We start from the raw sequence: 14,871 nt of genomic DNA on the forward strand, positions 1-14,871 counted from the left end.
CTAGGGGCCCCACCGGCCGCCGGGTCCACCGCACCGCGTCCTCAGGCATCGATGCGCTCGGCGTCCAGCTCGTCCGCGTTGGAGACGATGAACTCCTTGCGGGGTGCCACGGAGGAGCCCATGAGCAGGTCGAAGACCTTCTCTGCGGCCTCGAACTCGCTGATGCGCACGCGGCGCAGCATGCGGTGGCGCGGGTCCATGGTGGTCTCCGCCAGCTGGTCCGCGTCCATCTCGCCCAGGCCCTTGTAGCGCTGGATCGGCTCCTTGTAGCTGCGGCCCTCCGACTCGAGGCGGGTCAGCAGCTGCGCCAGCTCCTTCTCGGAGTACGTGTACACGACCTCGCGCTCCTTCTTGCCGCGGGCCACGACCTCCACGCGATGCAGCGGCGGGACGGCGGCGTAGACGCGGCCTGCCTCCACCAGCGGCCGCATGTAGCGGAAGAACAGGGTGAGCAGCAGGGTGCGGATGTGGGCGCCGTCCACGTCCGCATCGGTCATGAGGATGACCTTGCCGTAGCGGGCGGCGTCCAGGTCGAAGGAGCGGCCGGCACCGCCGCCGACCACCTGGATCAGCGCGGAGCATTCGGCGTTGGAGAGCATGTCCCCCACCGAGGCCTTCTGGACGTTGAGGATCTTGCCGCGGATCGGCAGCAGCGCCTGGAAGTCCGAGGAGCGGGCCAGCTTCGCGGTGCCCAGCGCCGAGTCGCCCTCCACGATGAACAGCTCGGAGGAGGTGACGTCGTTGGTGCGGCAGTCGGCCAGCTTCGACGGCATGGAGGAGGACTCGAGCGCGTTCTTGCGGCGCTGGTTCTCCTTGTGGGTGCGGGCCGCGATGCGGGACTTCATCTCCGCCACGACTTTCTCCAGCACCGCGGCGGACTGCTGCCTCTGGGTTCGGGCGCCGGACTTCAGCAGGGCTGCGAGCTCCTTGGAGACCACGTTGTTGACGATGCGGCGCACGGCCGGGGTGCCGAGCACCTCCTTCGTCTGGCCCTCGAACTGCGGCTCGGCCAGGCGCACGGTGAGCACCGCGGTGAGTCCGGCGAGGACGTCGTCCTTCTCCAGCTTGTCGGTGCCGGCCTTGAGCTTGCGGGCGTTCGCGGCGACCTGGTCGCGGAAGGTCTTCAGCAGCGCTGCCTCGAAGCCGGACTGGTGGGTGCCGCCCTTGGGGGTGGCGATGATGTTCACGAAGGAGCGGAACGTGGTCTCGTAGCCCACGTCCCAGCGCAGGGCCACGTCCACCTCGCAGGTGCGATCCACGTCCTTCATCTGGGTGCGGCCGTCCGCGCCCAGCACGGGGACGCGCTCGGAGAACGTGCCGGAGCCCTGCAGGCGCCACACATCTGTGACGGGCGAGGCCGGGGTGAGGTGCTCGGCGAACTCGGCGATGCCGCCGTCGTACTGGAAGACCTCCTCATGCGGGCCCTGTTCCCCCGGCGTGCCCTTGAGCCGGCGCAGGTCCCGCACCGTGATGCGCAGGCCCGGGATCAGGTAGGCGGTCTGGCGGGCGCGGGCCTGCAGCTCCTCCACGGAGAAGCGGGCGTCCGGAGTGAACACCTGTTCGTCCGCCCAGTAGCGGACCCGGGTGCCGGTGACACCGCGCTTGGCCCTGCCGACGACCTCGAGCGGGGTGACCTCGGTGCTCTCGGCGAACGGCGCCTCCGGGCTCGGGCGGGAAGCGTCCTGGAAGGTGCCCGGCACTCCGCGGCGGAAGGACATGCGATGCACCTTGCCGCCGCGCGAGACGTGGACGTCCAGGCGGGAGGACAGCGCGTTCACCACCGAGGCGCCCACGCCGTGCAGGCCGCCGGAGGCCGCGTAGGAGCCGCCGCCGAACTTGCCGCCGGCGTGCAGCTTGGTGAAGACGACCTCCACGCCGGACAGGCCGGTGCGGGGCTCGACGTCCACGGGGATGCCGCGGCCGGAATCCTCGACCTCCACCGAACCGTCCGGGTGCAGCGTGATCTCGATCGAGGAGCCGTAGCCGGCCAGGGCTTCGTCCACCGAGTTGTCGATGATCTCCCACAGGCAGTGCATCAGGCCGCGGGAGTCGGTGGAGCCGATGTACATGCCGGGGCGCTTGCGCACGGCCTCGAGCCCCTCCAACACGGAGAGGTGGCGGGCGTTGTACTCGGTTGAGCGGCTCACGGCGGGATCTTGCCTTTCCTGCGGATCGAGGGCGTCTTCCAGGGTACGTCGGCAGCCCGCTACGCGGGCGGCGAAACACCGCGGCCGCGACACCACGGGAGGGAACAGACCTGCCATAGTGGTGGTTCTGATGGATGGAGCGGGCACGCCCGCGGGACCGTCGAGACGGACCCGTCGCCCGCTGCCGGACACCGAAGACCGAAGGAGGACGCCATGTCCACGACCGCTGTGGCCGAACCGGCCTCGCTGAACGCCACCGACCGCTGCGACCGTTGCGGTGCGCAGGCCTACGTGCGCGCCGTCCTCACCGCCGGCGGCGAGCTGCTCTTCTGCGGCCACCACGCCCGGGCCGTCGAGGACGTCCTGCGTCCGCAGACCTCGGTGTGGCAGGACCAGACCCACGAGCTCACCGTGCGTCCCACCCCGGAGGACTGACCTGCCGGACGCAGATGAGGGCCGGGACTCCAGTGCGGGGTCCCGGCCCTCAGTGCGTCCCGGGTCGACGAGGTTCGCCCGCGTCCCCGGCCGACGAGGTTCGCCCTCCTGCCCGCCGTCGCTCATGCTCTGGCGGGCCCGTTGCGCGGGCGAAGGACGAGGTTCACAGGCCCACCGCCCAGCCCACGTCAGCGGGCCGGGACCAGGCGTCCGTATTCGACTTCCGCGAGCTGGGGCCGGCGGGGGTCCGCGGAGCGGTGACCGGTCTCCGTGAATCCGAGCCGCTCGTAGGCGCGACGCCCCGCGATGTTGTCCTCCGGCGTCTCGAGCAGCTGGCGGCTCCGCCCCGCCTGCCGCATCACCTCGTCCGCCCCCGCGAACAGCGCCTCGACGACGCCGCGGCCGCGGTGACCGGGGCGCACGTAGACGGACACGATGTTCACCGTGTCCTCGTCCAGGAGCATGTCCTCGGTGTAGCCGACCCAGTCGATGCTCAGCGCGCCCACCGGAACACCGTCCGCCAGTGCCTGGAGGTGGGTGTGCGGTCCGGACACCCGTTCACGCCAGGTGGCCTCCGTGTAGTCGGCGACGTCGTCCAGGGTTGCCCAGAAGTAGTCCGGGGCGTCCGCGAGCATCTCCAGGCGCAGCTCGCGGTAGGACTCCCAGTCCGCCTCGTCCAGCAGACGCAGCGAGAGCGGCGCGTCCGGATGGACGGTCTCGGGCAGGGTGACCTCCGGCCGTCGGCCGGAAACGGGGATGTCCGACATCGGGCGTCCTCTCGAAGACGGGCTCGCCGGTCGCGGCGGGCAACGGTGGGGGCCTGCGACGACGCGGCGTGGGTGCCTGCGACGACGCCCCGCTCGGCGGGGCCGGCAGGGGCGTCGTGGGGCCGCGGGGTCAGTCGAGGTAGTCGCGGAGGACCTGGGAACGCGAGGGGTGGCGCAGCTTCGACATGGTCTTCGACTCGATCTGCCGGATGCGCTCCCGCGTCACGCCGTAGACCTTTCCTATCTCGTCCAGGGTCTTCGGCTGGCCGTCGGTGAGGCCGAAGCGCATGGCGACGACGCCGGCCTCGCGCTCGGAGAGCGTGTCCAGCACGGAGTGCAGCTGCTCCTGAAGCAGGGTGAAGGACACGGCATCCGACGGGACGACCGCCTCGGAGTCCTCAATGAGGTCGCCGAACTCGGAGTCGCCGTCCTCACCGAGCGGAGTGTGCAGGGAGATCGGCTCGCGGCCGTACTTCTGGACCTCGACGACCTTCTCCGGGGTCATGTCGAGCTCCTTGGCCAGCTCCTCCGGGGTGGGCTCGCGGCCCAGGTCCTGGAGCATCTGGCGCTGCACGCGGGCGAGCTTGTTGATGACCTCCACCATGTGCACCGGGATGCGGATGGTGCGCGCCTGGTCCGCCATCGCGCGGGTGATGGCCTGACGGATCCACCAGGTCGCGTAGGTCGAGAACTTGAAGCCCTTGGTGTAGTCGAACTTCTCGACGGCACGGATCAGACCGAGGTTGCCCTCCTGGATGAGGTCCAGGAAGAGCATGCCGCGGCCGGTGTAGCGCTTGGCCAGGGAGACGACGAGACGCAGGTTCGCCTCGAGCAGGTGGTTCTTCGCCCGACGGCCGTCCGCGATGATCAGCTGCATGTCGCGACGCTCGCGGTAGTCCTCGACCGGGTTCTCCTTCATCTTGTGCTCGGCGTAGAGGCCGGCCTCGATGCGCATCGCGAGGTCCACCTCCTGCTCCGCGTTGAGGAGGGCGACCTTGCCGATCTGCTTCAGGTAGTCCTTCACCGGGTCAGCGGTCGCACCGGCGACGACGACCTGCTGGACCGGCGCGTCGTCCTCCGAGTTGTCCACCACGAAGCCGCCGGAGGAACCGGCATCCTCACCCTTCTTGTCGCCCTTGACGCCGGCCTGCTCCTTGGCCGCCGACTCGTCGGACTGGGGCTCTTCGACCTCGGTCTCCTCGACGGCGTCGGGCGCGGTCGGCTGGAGGTCCTCGAGCTCCGCGGCGGCCTTGGCCGAGGCCTTCTTCGTTGCAGGCCTGCGGGCTGCGGTCTTCGCGGCCGGAGCCTTCTCGGCCGCCGTGCCGGTGGTCTTCTTCGCGGCGGCGGTGGTCTTCTTCGCCGTCGAGGACTTCGCGGTCGAGGCAGAGCCGGTGCCCGTGGTCTTCTTCGCCGCGGGGGTCTTGGCGGTGGAGGCCTTCTTGGTCGCGGTCGACGTCGTCTTCTTCGCCGCGGCGGTGGTCTTCTTCGCCGTCGAGGACTTCGCGGTCGAGGCAGAGCCGGTGCCCGTGGCCTTCTTCGCCGCAGGCTTCTTCGCAGCGGTCGTCGTCGAGCCCGTCGTGCCGGACTTCTTGGCCGCGGTGGTCTTGCGAGCGGTGGTCTTCTTCGCGGCGGGGGTCGAGGTGGTCTCCGGACCGTCCTGCTTGCCGCTGGTGGTCGACGTCGGGGTCACACGTGGCCTTTCGGTTGGTCCGCGGCCGTTCCGCGGGTGTCTGCAGTGGCGCGCACCGTCGCCTCTCCGGCCCGGTGGAGGACCGCAGGGAGCCGACATGCGCGTGACCCTGTCAAGTCCAGGCCTGACGGCCACACCGCGCCGCGGCGTGTCCGGCGACCGCATCGGACTCCAGGGTCTTCGGTGCGCACAACACGGCCTGCTGACGGTCTATTCCCGCTCGGGACGGAAATGCTCCGCGGCCTGCCGTGAGGCAATGCTCCGCGGCCTGCCGTGAGGCCCGATTATGCCACGCAGACCCGCGCTCGGCCGGGCCCTCACCCGGCGGGTCGCCAGGCGGTCCGCGGGTTCGACGCCCAACCGGCGATGCGCCCGCCCTCGACCAGACGGAGGAGCAGGGAGGTCAGGCCGTGGCCTGGCCGCAGGCGCCATGCCTCCTCGAGGTGCGCGCCGGCCCGTGACCCCTGCCCTCGGGCCCAGGCGATCCATCCGACCACGGCGAGCGCATTGGCCGCCTGCTCGACGGGCAGGTCCGGGACGGCGGCCCGCAGCTCGTCGTGGAGACGGTCGAGCAGGTCCCAGCGCGGCGCCTCGTCCGAGTCGGCGAAGAAGAGGTCGACGGGACAGGCGTCGGGCCCCGCGTCGTGGTCATGCCCGACGGCGGCCATCCCCAGCAGGCGGTCCCGCCACAGGGGCAGCGCCAGCGGGGCCGCAGCCTGCCTGCGGTTCAGCACGCCGATGCGCGACCGCCCGGCCAGGATCCGCGCCCAGAGTCCGAGCCAGGCGGTGATCGAGGCCTCGTCGTCGTCCGCCGGCAGCGGCCAGGGGGCGTGCTGTGCCGCCGGGGTGGGCACATCTGCGCGTCCGGGCCCGGAGTTCCAGATCGACCCCTCCGCCGCCATCAGGGACAGGGAGACGGCGCTCAGCTCGGGGGAACCGATCGGGCGCGGCTCGTCGTCCTGGCCGACGTCGATGTCCTCACCCTCTCCGGTCCAGGCGACGGCGGCCCCGTCCTCCACGCACCATGCGGCCACGACGGGGACTCCGGCCCGCTGGAGGACTGCTCGCAGGACCGGCGCCAGCGGCCGGTGCACGGACTCGTCCAGGCCGGGCTCATGGACGACGAGCAGGCAGCCGTCGGCGTCGCGGTCCGAGCGGACGGCGCGGGCGACGGCCTCGGCCCAGCGTCGCCGCGTCCCCTCTGCCGACGGGGCGGGGACGGGGACGTCGACCCGCGCCACGGCGCGCATGGTCTTCCCCCGGAGGGTGATGAAGCAGAGGCTGGAGCGGGGCAGTCGGCCCAGGACGTGCCCGATGTAGCCGAGCAGGTCGTCGACGTCGCGGGCCGAGGCGTGCGGGACGGTGGCGGTGTGCTGTGTGGTGTCCATGCCGTCACGCTGGACCGCCGTGCCGTTTCAGACCAGCGCGACCCCTTGCGTCACGGCGTGTCTGTGGACGGGTCCGGGCCCTCGTCGTCCTGTGCAGGAGAGGAGGGGCGTGCGGACGGGCCACCCTCCCGTCCGAGCAGGTACGCCTCCACGGCCGAGGCGAGTTCGTCGCCGTCGGGGAGTCCCTCGGAGGTCTCGAGCAGGGACCGCCCCTGCTCCGCGACGTTCTGGTCGAAGGTGCGTTCAAGACCGGACACCATGGCCTGGATCTCCTCGGAGCCTGCGGTCTGCCGTTCGAGCTCGGCCTCGACGTCCCGTGCCTTGTCCCGCAGCTCGTCGGTGGGGAGCATCAGCCCCATGGCGGCGCCGGCGTACTCGAAGGCCGCGACCGCCGCCTGGGGGAACTTCGCCTCGGCGATGTAGTGCGGCACGTGCAGCGAGTAGCCGGCCGTCGGGATGCCCTTCTCCTCGGCGGCCGTCTCCAGCAGCTGGAGCATCCCGGCCATCATCTCGGCCTCGGCGGACCAGGTGCTCAAGCCCGCCAGGACGTCGGTGCGCGTGCCATGGGCGGTCACGCCGACCCGGCGCGTGTGCGGCACGGGCATCGGCACGGAGTCGACGAGGACGAACGAGTTGACCCTCCAGCGGTCGGCCAGCTCCAGGACCTCTGCGGCGAAGCCGTGCCATCGGAAATCCGGCTCCGGCCCGGAGAGCATGAGGAACGGATGGCCCAGCAGGTCCTTCACGAGATCCACGCCGATGCGCGGCACCTGCAGGTCCAGATAGCGGTCCCGCTCGAAGCGCACGTGCGGACGGCGGGCGCGGTAGTCGTAGGCGGCGTCCAGGTCGACGTCCGCCACCGGGGTGGTCTCCAGCCGGTCGCGGACGGCCTCGCGCAGCTGGCGGGCCACGCGTCCGGCGTCCATGTGCCCGGAGAGGGCGACCAGAAGGTCGAGCCCCTCGGGCACCTCCACGCCGGGGTGCAGGGTCATGAGCGTCTCGGGAGTCTGCATGGCCGCGGCCTCACCTGGTCCTTCCTGGTCCGGTTCCTCGATCTCGGCGCAGACGGCTCGCCGTCGGCCCCGCCTCGATCCACAACGATGCCGCATGCCGGTCCATTCCCCGCACGATGCGGGTCGTCCGCCGATGCCGCGCCGCTCCGATCGCCCGCCGCGAACGGCTCGCAACAGGCGACGATAGGATCGGGCGTGACGCGCATCATGCCGCGGGACCCGCCCGTGCCCGGCACAGCGCGCTCGCGACCAGAACCATCGACATGGAAACGAGGACCGACGACGTGATCACCACCGATCGTCCGACCCTGACCACCTGCACGCTCGAGGGCACCGACGCCGCTGCCCTCGTGATCGGCGTGGGCACCGGCGCCGACGGCGCCGAGCTGCTGGCCAACCCCCTGCCGGCCGACGCGGCGGAGAGACTCCAGTCCCTGCTGGAGCCGCTGGGCGTCTCGGGCAAGGCGGACGAGGTCGTCCGCGTGCCGGGCGTGGAGGGCTGCCCCGTCGAGCTGGTCGTGCTCACCGGCGTCGGCTCGGTGGAGGACGCCGAGCCGACCGAGGAGGCCCTGCGCCGCGCCGCCGGCGCCGCGGTCCGCGCCCTCGCCGGCACCGAGAAGGTCGCCGTGGGCCTGCCGGCCGACACGGCCGAGCGTCTCGCCGCCGTCGCCGAGGGCGCCGGCATGGGCTCCTACGCCTTCACCGCCCACAAGTCCACCAAGGACACCGAGGCCGCCCGCCGCTCCGCCCCGGTCTCCGCCCTGTCCTTCGTGACCGAGGCCGCCGACGCCGAGGCCGTCCTCGAGCGCGCCGGGCACATCGCCGACGCCGTGTGCGCCACCCGCGACCTCATCAACACCCCGCCGTCGCACCTCTACCCGGAGACCTTCGCGAAGACCGTGGAGGAGGACCTCGCCGGCTCGGGCGTCTCCGTCAAGGTCTGGGACGACAAGCAGCTGCTTGCCGAGGGCTTCGGCGGCATCATGGGCGTAGGCCAGGGATCCTCGCGCCTGCCGCGCCTCGTGCGCATCGAGCACGCCCCTGCTGACGCCGCGGCCCACGTCGCCATCGTGGGCAAGGGCATCACCTTCGACACCGGGGGCATCTCCCTGAAGCCGGCGACGTCCATGACCACCATGAAGTCGGACATGGGCGGCGCGGCCTCCGTGTTCGCCGTCGTGCGCGCCGCCGCCCGCCTCGGCCTGAAGGTCAAGGTCACCGGCTGGCTCGCCCTCGCCGAGAACATGCCCTCGGACACCGCGATCCGCCCGTCCGACGTCCTGACCATGTACGGCGGCAAGACCGTCGAGGTCATGAACACCGACGCCGAGGGCCGCCTGGTCATGGCCGACGCCATCGTCGCCGCCACCGAGGAGACCCCGGATGTCGTCATGGACATCGCGACCCTCACCGGCGCCCAGATGATCGCGCTGGGCACCCGCACCACCGGCATCATGGGCGACGACGAGATCCGTGACGAGCTCGTCGCCACCGCCGGCCGCGTGGGCGAGACCGCCTGGGCCATGCCGATCCCGGAGAACCTGCGCGCCTCGCTGGACTCCCGCGTGGCAGACATCTCCAACGTGGGTGACCGCTTCGGCGGCATGATGTCCGCCGCCGCGTTCCTGCGTGACTTCGTGGACGCCTCCCGCGACGAGTCCGAGCGCGCCGAGTCCCCCACCCCGTGGGCACACCTGGACATCGCCGGCCCCTCGTTCAACGAGTCTGCCCCGTACGGCTACACCCCGAAGGACGCCACCGGCACGATGGTCCGCACCCTGATTGGTTTCATCGCGGGCCGCGCCGGGTAAGGTAGACACGACCGTCCGCACCGGACCTGCGGCGGCGCCGACACCACGGGCGTCGCCGCGGCTCGGTCGGCATCCGGACAGCAATCAGCGATCGATCCAGCACCCAAGGAGCTCCATCGTGGCCGACAAGGCATCCGCTCAGGAATTCGACGTCCTCGTCCTCGGCGGTGGTTCCGCCGGCTACGCAGCCGCGCTGCGTTCCGTCCAGTACGGCAAGACCGTCGGTCTCGTCGAGAAGGCCAAGCTCGGCGGCACCTGCCTCCACACGGGCTGCATCCCCACCAAGGCTTACCTGCACGCCGCGGAGGTCGCCGATGAGACCCGCCACGCCGAGAAGTTCGGCGTCAAGGCCACCCTCGAGTCGGTCGACATGTCCGCCGTCCGCGACTACAAGGACGGCATCGTCGCCGGCAAGCACAAGGGCCTGTCCGGCCTGATGAAGATGCGCAAGATCCAGGTCATCGAGGGCGAGGGCAAGCTCGTCTCCGAGAACGAGATCGAGGTCGACGGCACCCGCTACAAGGGCGAGAACATCGTCCTGGCCTCCGGCTCCGTCTCCAAGACCATGGGCCTGCCGATCTCCAAGAAGATCATGACCTCCACCGAGGCCCTGGAGCTCGACTACACCCCGAAGTCCGCCATCGTCCTGGGCGGCGGCGTCATCGGCTCCGAGTTCGCCTCCCTGTGGAACTCCTTCGGCGTCGAGGTCACCGTCATCGAGGGCCTCGAGCACCTCGTCCCGAACGAGGACCCGGCCATCATCAAGGTCCTCGAGCGCGAGTTCAAGAAGAAGGGCATCAAGACCAACCTCGGCACCTTCTTCGACAAGGTCGAGGAGACCGAGGACGGCGTCAAGGTGACCCTCGCCGACGGCAAGGAGTTCACCGCCGAGGTCTGCCTCGTCGCCGTGGGCCGCGGTCCGAACACCGAGGGCATGGGCTACGAGGATCAGGGCATCAAGATGGACCGCGGGTTCGTCCTGACCGACGAGCGCCTCCACACCGGCGTCGGCAACATCTACGCCGTCGGCGACATCGTCCCGGGCCTGCAGCTCGCCCACCGCGGCTACCAGCAGGGCATCTTCGTCGCCGAGGAGATCGCCGGCAACAACCCCATGGTCGTCGAGGACGTCAACATCCCGAAGGTCACCTTCACCGAGCCGGAGATCATGTCCGTCGGCCTCACCCAGCCGAAGGCCGAGGAGAAGTACGGCAAGGACAACGTCGAGATCACCGAGTACAACCTGGCCGGCAACGGCAAGTCCTCCATCCTCGGCACCGGCGGCATCATCAAGATGGTCCGCCAGAAGAACGGCCCGATCGTCGGCGTGCACGGCATCGGCAAGCGCATCTCCGAGCAGATCGGCGAGGCGCAGCTCATCGTGAACTGGGAGGCCTACCCGGAGGACGTGGCGGCCTTCGTCCACGCCCACCCGACCCAGAACGAGTCGCTGGGCGAGGCCGCCATGGCCCTGTTCGGCCACCCGCTGCACGGCTGACCCCATCCACCCAGACATCCCGACCCGCGTCCCCGCGGGCCGGACAGACCACCCGACGACTGCGACGACGGTCGTCCGTCCGTGAGGAGAATCGGCCACATGTCCGAAACCGTGAACCTTCCCGCACTCGGCGAATCCGTGACCGAGGGCACCGTGTCCCGCTGGCTCAAGGAGGTCGGTGACGAGGTCGCCGTCGACGAGCCGCTCGTGGAGGTGTCCACCGACAAGGTCGACACCGAGATCCCGTCCCCGGTCGCCGGCGTCCTCGAGGAGATCCTCGTCGAGGAGGACGACACCGTGGAGGTCGGCGCCCCGCTCGCCACCATCGGCGACGGCGAGGGCGGCGGCGCGTCCGACGACTCCGACGACGACGCCGAGGCCGAGGAGGACGCCTCCGAGGCCGCTGCCGCCGACGAGTCGGACGACTCCGACGACTCCGAGGAGAAGGAGGAGGTCAAGGCCGACAAGGGCTCCTCCTCCGGCGAGACCACCGAGGTCACTCTCCCGGCCCTGGGCGAGTCCGTCACCGAGGGCACCATCAGCCGCTGGCTCAAGGAGGTCGGTGACGAGGTCGAGGTCGACGAGCCGCTGCTCGAGGTCTCCACCGACAAGGTCGACACCGAGATCCCGTCCCCGGTCGCCGGCACCCTGGTCGAGATCAAGGCCGAGGAGGACGAGACCGTCGAGGTCGGCGCCGTCCTGGCCCTGGTCGGCGACGGCTCCGGCTCCTCCGACTCCGACGGCGGCTCCACCGACGACGCGGACACCGAGGACGAGTCCGACGCCTCGGCCGAACAGATCGAGGAGAAGGCCACCCAGGCCGAAGCTCCCGAGAAGACCGAGGAGGCGGTCGAGGAAGCCGCGGACGAGGACGCCGGCCAGGACAAGGGCGGCGCCAAGCCCGAGGAGACCTCGGCGTCCGAGGAGGACGCCAAGCGCGCCGACCGCGAGCGTCAGGACGCCGACACCCCGACGGCCTCCGAGCCGGGCCAGGGCTACGTCACTCCGCTGGTGCGTCGCCTGGCCAAGCAGCACAACGTGGACCTGTCCACCGTGCGCGGCACCGGTGTGGGCGGTCGCATCCGCAAGCAGGACGTGCTGGCCGCCTCCCTGGCCGCGGGCGAAGCTGCCTCCGGCACCGAGAAGACGGCCGCCGAGACCCAGGCCCCGGCCGCTGCCGCCTCCGCTCCGGCCGCCGCCGCCGAGTCCTCCGTGGACCCGTCGGTCCGCGGCAACACGGAGAAGGCCCCGCGCATCCGCCAGGTCATCGCCCAGCGCATGCGCGAGTCCCTGGACCTGTCCACGCAGCTCACCCAGGTGCACGAGGTCGACCTCACCCGCATCGTGAACCTGCGTGCCCAGGCCAAGGCCTCCTTCCAGGAGCGCAACGGCGTGAAGCTCACCTACCTGCCGTTCATCGCCCAGGCCGTGGCCGAGGCGCTGAAGCAGCACCCGAAGCTCAACGCCTCGTTCTCCGAGGACAACAAGGAAATCACCTACCACGCCTCCGAGGACCTGGCGATCGCCGTCGACACCGACAGGGGCCTGCTCGTCCCGGTGATCAAGGACGCCGGCTCGCTGAACCTCTCGGGCCTCGCGCAGAAGATCGCCGATGTGGCGGACCGTGCCCGCACCAACAAGATCGGTGCGGACGAGCTGTCCGGCGGCACCTTCTCGATCACCAACATCGGCTCGGTCGGTGCCCTGTTCGACACCCCGATCATCAACCAGCCGCAGGTGGCCATCCTCGGCACCGGTGCGATCGTGAAGCGTCCGATGGTGGTCACCGACGCCGACGGCAACGACTCGATCGGCATCCGCCACATGATGTACCTGTCCCTGACCTACGACCACCGTCTGGTGGACGGCGCGGACGCCGGCCGCTTCCTGATGACGCTGCGCCAGCGTCTCGAGGCGGGCGAGTTCGGTCACGAGCTGGGTCTCTGACGAAAGGAATCCCCCGCACACCATGGACTTCACCGACGTCCTCCGCCTGATCTTCCTCGCCCTCCACTTCATCTCGGTGGCAGCGGTGTTGGGAGGCTGGTTCGCCAACTTCAAGCGTCCGACCGTCACCACCTCGCAGTGGTGGGGTGCGATCGGCATGCTGGTCTCCGGCATCGCTCTGGCCGCGATCGTCTCGATCGTGGGAGATGCGAACCACATGAAGCTCGGCATCAAGCTGCTCGTCGGAGTGATCGTCTTCGTGGCGGCCCTGATCGGACGCCGCAAGATCAATTCCGGTGAGTCGGTCGGCACGGGCCTCGCCCACGCCGTCGGCGGCATGGCGCTGATCAACATCCTGGTGGCGGTCTTCATCTGATCGTCGGCGGCACACGCCGTCAGCAGCAGGGGTCGGCCCGGTGAGCATCGCTCGCCGGGCCGACCCCTTCTCCGTGTCCGGGGACCCGGCGGCCCACGCCCTCCCCGGCGGCCCGCCCCCTCCGGCTGCGCCGTCGTCACGACGACGTCCGCTCACCTCGGGCGCACCTCGCTCACCTTCCAGCCGTCCTCCGTCCGCTCCATCACAAGGGTCGCGGCGTCACGTCGCGCGACCTCCGCGGTGAGCACCTCGCCGTTGCCGTCCACGAGCCGGTGAGCCGAGGTCTCCAGCACCACGGGGACGACCGCCACGGTCGGCCGCTGCCCCGATCCAGCGTCAGCCTCACCGTCCGGTGTCACGGACAGCTCCAGGCCGTCGAACCGCGTGTCTTCTGCCCGGAGGCGTTCGATCACCGTGCGGTCCGCCATGCCCGCGTCCGAGTCGGGGACCGCGTAGGCCGCCACGGCGGCGGCGTCGGCGTGGGCGAGGGCCCTCGCACGCTCTGTGGCCACCCGTTCGAGCACGTGCGCGTCGGGAAGCGCGGGGTCCGCCTCCGGCCTGCGACCGTCGGTTCCGGCCGTCTGCGAGGCCGCAGTGTCCGGCCCCGCCCCGGACGGCGGGGCGTCACCCTGTCCTCCGGACGGTCTTTGGCGCGGATCAGCCGTTGCTGTCGAATCCGTAGCTGCGGCGGCCTGCCTCGGCCGTGTCGGCTCTGTCCCGCCCTGCTCCCGCAAGTCGTGCGTGTCAGCCGGTGCGAAGAGCATCAGCGCTGTCGTCATGGCTGCAGCGGCCGCCGCGAGTCCTCCGGCGGCCGGCAGCATCCGGCCCCGCCTCCGGCTCGGTCGAGCGCGCCCCGAGCGTCCCGGTGCCGTGGGCGCCGGCCGCACCGTCGGCAGGACGAGCGCCACCTCCGGGGAGGCCGATGCGTGCAGGAGGACGGGCTCGCACTCCCCCGTGGCATACAGCGCATGGGCGAACTCCTCCGCGCTCGGCCTGTGTTCGGGCACGGGGTCGAGGCAGGCGTCCAGCAGGTCGGCGAGCTCTGCTCCGGCGTCCGGGACCAGCACCGGCAGCGGCGCCCGGTCGTCGAACCCGGCCGGCGCCCGCCCGGTGAGGCAGAACCAGGCGACGGCGCCGAGGGCGAACACATCCGCCGCGGCGCCTGGGGCCCCGTCCCCGTGCGCCCCATCCACTGTCTCCGGCGCGGCGAACCCGGGGGTGCCGCCTGCACGGTCCTGCCCGCCCAGCAGCCGCGAGGCACCCAGGTCGGACAGGGCAGGCCGGCCGTCGACGTCGAACAGGATGTTGGCCGGGGAGACGTCCCCGTGCACGATGCCCTCCTCATGCAGGGACTGCAGGGCTTGGGCGATCGGCACCACGGCCGTCCGCATCCGGGCCACCGGGAGCGGACCGCCGGCACGCACGAGCGCGGCCAGGCTCCCACCTGCCAGCAGCTCGGTGAGCAGACCGGTGCCGCGGTCGGTCTCGACCTCACCGAGCGGCGCCACGAGGTGGCGGTGGCGGTGGTGCCGCAGCGCGGCCGCCTCCTGGGCCAGGCCCTCCGCCCCGCCGGGCAGCGGCACCTTGAGCGCCGCCTGCTCCCCGCCCGGCCCGCGGACCTCCCAGACCTCCGCGTCGGCGCCGGCGCCCAGCCGGCGCCCCACGGTCCACCCGGGCACCCGGGGCCTGCCCGGCGGCTCCGTCTCCTGCGGCGCGTGCTCCCGCCCACGCTCGCCGCCTCCCTCTGCCCCGGGGCCTCCCCGGGGCGTGTCCCCGCTCTCCTGCGAAGCCTGCATCTT

11 protein-coding genes are annotated in these 14,871 nt (G+C 71.3%); 5 read left to right on the plus strand and 6 right to left on the minus strand.

Annotated features, from left to right (window positions below):
• Positions 1 to 41: 41 nt before the first annotated feature.
• Complete coding sequence (locus MLY01S_RS01430) at positions 42 to 2,147, minus strand: DNA gyrase/topoisomerase IV subunit B (protein WP_067188616.1); 2,106 nt, start codon at positions 2,145 to 2,147, stop codon at positions 42 to 44.
• 213 nt (positions 2,148 to 2,360) lie between these two features.
• Here MLY01S_RS01430 and MLY01S_RS01435 point away from each other — a divergent pair, with 213 nt between their 5' ends.
• A complete protein-coding gene (locus tag MLY01S_RS01435; protein ID WP_067188618.1) occupies positions 2,361 to 2,582 on the plus strand; it encodes a DUF7455 domain-containing protein in 222 nt (73 codons plus the stop codon).
• 188 nt (positions 2,583 to 2,770) lie between these two features.
• Here the strand turns inward: MLY01S_RS01435 and MLY01S_RS01440 are convergent, their stop codons facing one another.
• The 4 genes from MLY01S_RS01440 to MLY01S_RS01455 all read right to left on the minus strand — a co-directional run bounded on the left by MLY01S_RS01440 (position 2,771) and on the right by MLY01S_RS01455 (position 7,440).
• Positions 2,771 to 3,349, minus strand: coding sequence for a GNAT family N-acetyltransferase (locus MLY01S_RS01440; protein ID WP_067188620.1), 579 nt, complete (start codon positions 3,347 to 3,349; stop codon positions 2,771 to 2,773).
• Positions 3,350 to 3,479: 130 nt separating this feature from the next.
• Entirely contained in the window at positions 3,480 to 5,204 is a 1,725-nt protein-coding gene (locus MLY01S_RS01445; RefSeq protein WP_373279958.1) for an RNA polymerase sigma factor, read from the minus strand.
• A gap of 152 nt (positions 5,205 to 5,356) precedes the next feature.
• Positions 5,357 to 6,427 (minus strand): DUF4192 family protein, encoded by a 1,071-nt coding sequence (locus tag MLY01S_RS01450; RefSeq protein ID WP_067188624.1) that lies wholly within the window; start codon positions 6,425 to 6,427, stop codon positions 5,357 to 5,359.
• A 50-nt stretch (positions 6,428 to 6,477) separates the two neighbouring features.
• Positions 6,478 to 7,440: a PAC2 family protein gene (locus MLY01S_RS01455; protein WP_067188626.1), complete on the minus strand. Its 963-nt coding sequence runs from the start codon at positions 7,438 to 7,440 to the stop codon at positions 6,478 to 6,480.
• Positions 7,441 to 7,703: 263 nt separating this feature from the next.
• Between MLY01S_RS01455 and MLY01S_RS01460 the strand changes: the two genes are divergently transcribed.
• From MLY01S_RS01460 to MLY01S_RS01475, 4 genes are all read left to right on the plus strand, one after another.
• Complete coding sequence (locus tag MLY01S_RS01460; RefSeq protein ID WP_067188628.1) at positions 7,704 to 9,251, plus strand: leucyl aminopeptidase; 1,548 nt, start codon at positions 7,704 to 7,706, stop codon at positions 9,249 to 9,251.
• Positions 9,252 to 9,369: 118 nt separating this feature from the next.
• Positions 9,370 to 10,749, plus strand: a complete 1,380-nt coding sequence (gene lpdA / locus MLY01S_RS01465; protein ID WP_067188629.1) for a dihydrolipoyl dehydrogenase — start codon at positions 9,370 to 9,372, stop codon at positions 10,747 to 10,749.
• A 99-nt stretch (positions 10,750 to 10,848) separates the two neighbouring features.
• Entirely contained in the window at positions 10,849 to 12,696 is a 1,848-nt protein-coding gene (sucB, locus tag MLY01S_RS01470) for a 2-oxoglutarate dehydrogenase, E2 component, dihydrolipoamide succinyltransferase (protein WP_067188631.1), read from the plus strand.
• A 22-nt stretch (positions 12,697 to 12,718) separates the two neighbouring features.
• Entirely contained in the window at positions 12,719 to 13,072 is a 354-nt protein-coding gene (locus tag MLY01S_RS01475; RefSeq protein ID WP_067188633.1) for a hypothetical protein, read from the plus strand.
• 152 nt (positions 13,073 to 13,224) lie between these two features.
• Here the strand turns inward: MLY01S_RS01475 and MLY01S_RS01480 are convergent, their stop codons facing one another.
• Positions 13,225 to 14,751, minus strand: coding sequence for a serine/threonine-protein kinase (locus tag MLY01S_RS01480; RefSeq protein ID WP_167635494.1), 1,527 nt, complete (start codon positions 14,749 to 14,751; stop codon positions 13,225 to 13,227).
• Positions 14,752 to 14,871: the final 120 nt, after the last annotated feature.

Origin of the sequence: Micrococcus lylae NBRC 15355, from assembly GCF_001570885.1 — a bacterium.
Taxonomy (GTDB): Bacteria; Actinomycetota; Actinomycetes; order Actinomycetales; family Micrococcaceae; genus Micrococcus; species Micrococcus lylae.

Coding starts and splice junctions, on each gene's coding strand:
- MLY01S_RS01435 (WP_067188618.1), top strand. CDS start 2,361: ATGTCCACGACCGCTGTGGCCGAACCGGCCTCGCTGAACGCCACCGAC.
- MLY01S_RS01440 (WP_067188620.1), bottom strand. CDS start 3,349: ATGTCGGACATCCCCGTTTCCGGCCGACGGCCGGAGGTCACCCTGCCC.
- MLY01S_RS01445 (WP_373279958.1), bottom strand. CDS start 5,204: ATGCGGTCGCCGGACACGCCGCGGCGCGGTGTGGCCGTCAGGCCTGGA.
- MLY01S_RS01450 (WP_067188624.1), bottom strand. CDS start 6,427: ATGGACACCACACAGCACACCGCCACCGTCCCGCACGCCTCGGCCCGC.
- MLY01S_RS01455 (WP_067188626.1), bottom strand. CDS start 7,440: ATGCAGACTCCCGAGACGCTCATGACCCTGCACCCCGGCGTGGAGGTG.
- MLY01S_RS01460 (WP_067188628.1), top strand. CDS start 7,704: ATGGAAACGAGGACCGACGACGTGATCACCACCGATCGTCCGACCCTG.
- sucB (WP_067188631.1), top strand. CDS start 10,849: ATGTCCGAAACCGTGAACCTTCCCGCACTCGGCGAATCCGTGACCGAG.
- MLY01S_RS01475 (WP_067188633.1), top strand. CDS start 12,719: ATGGACTTCACCGACGTCCTCCGCCTGATCTTCCTCGCCCTCCACTTC.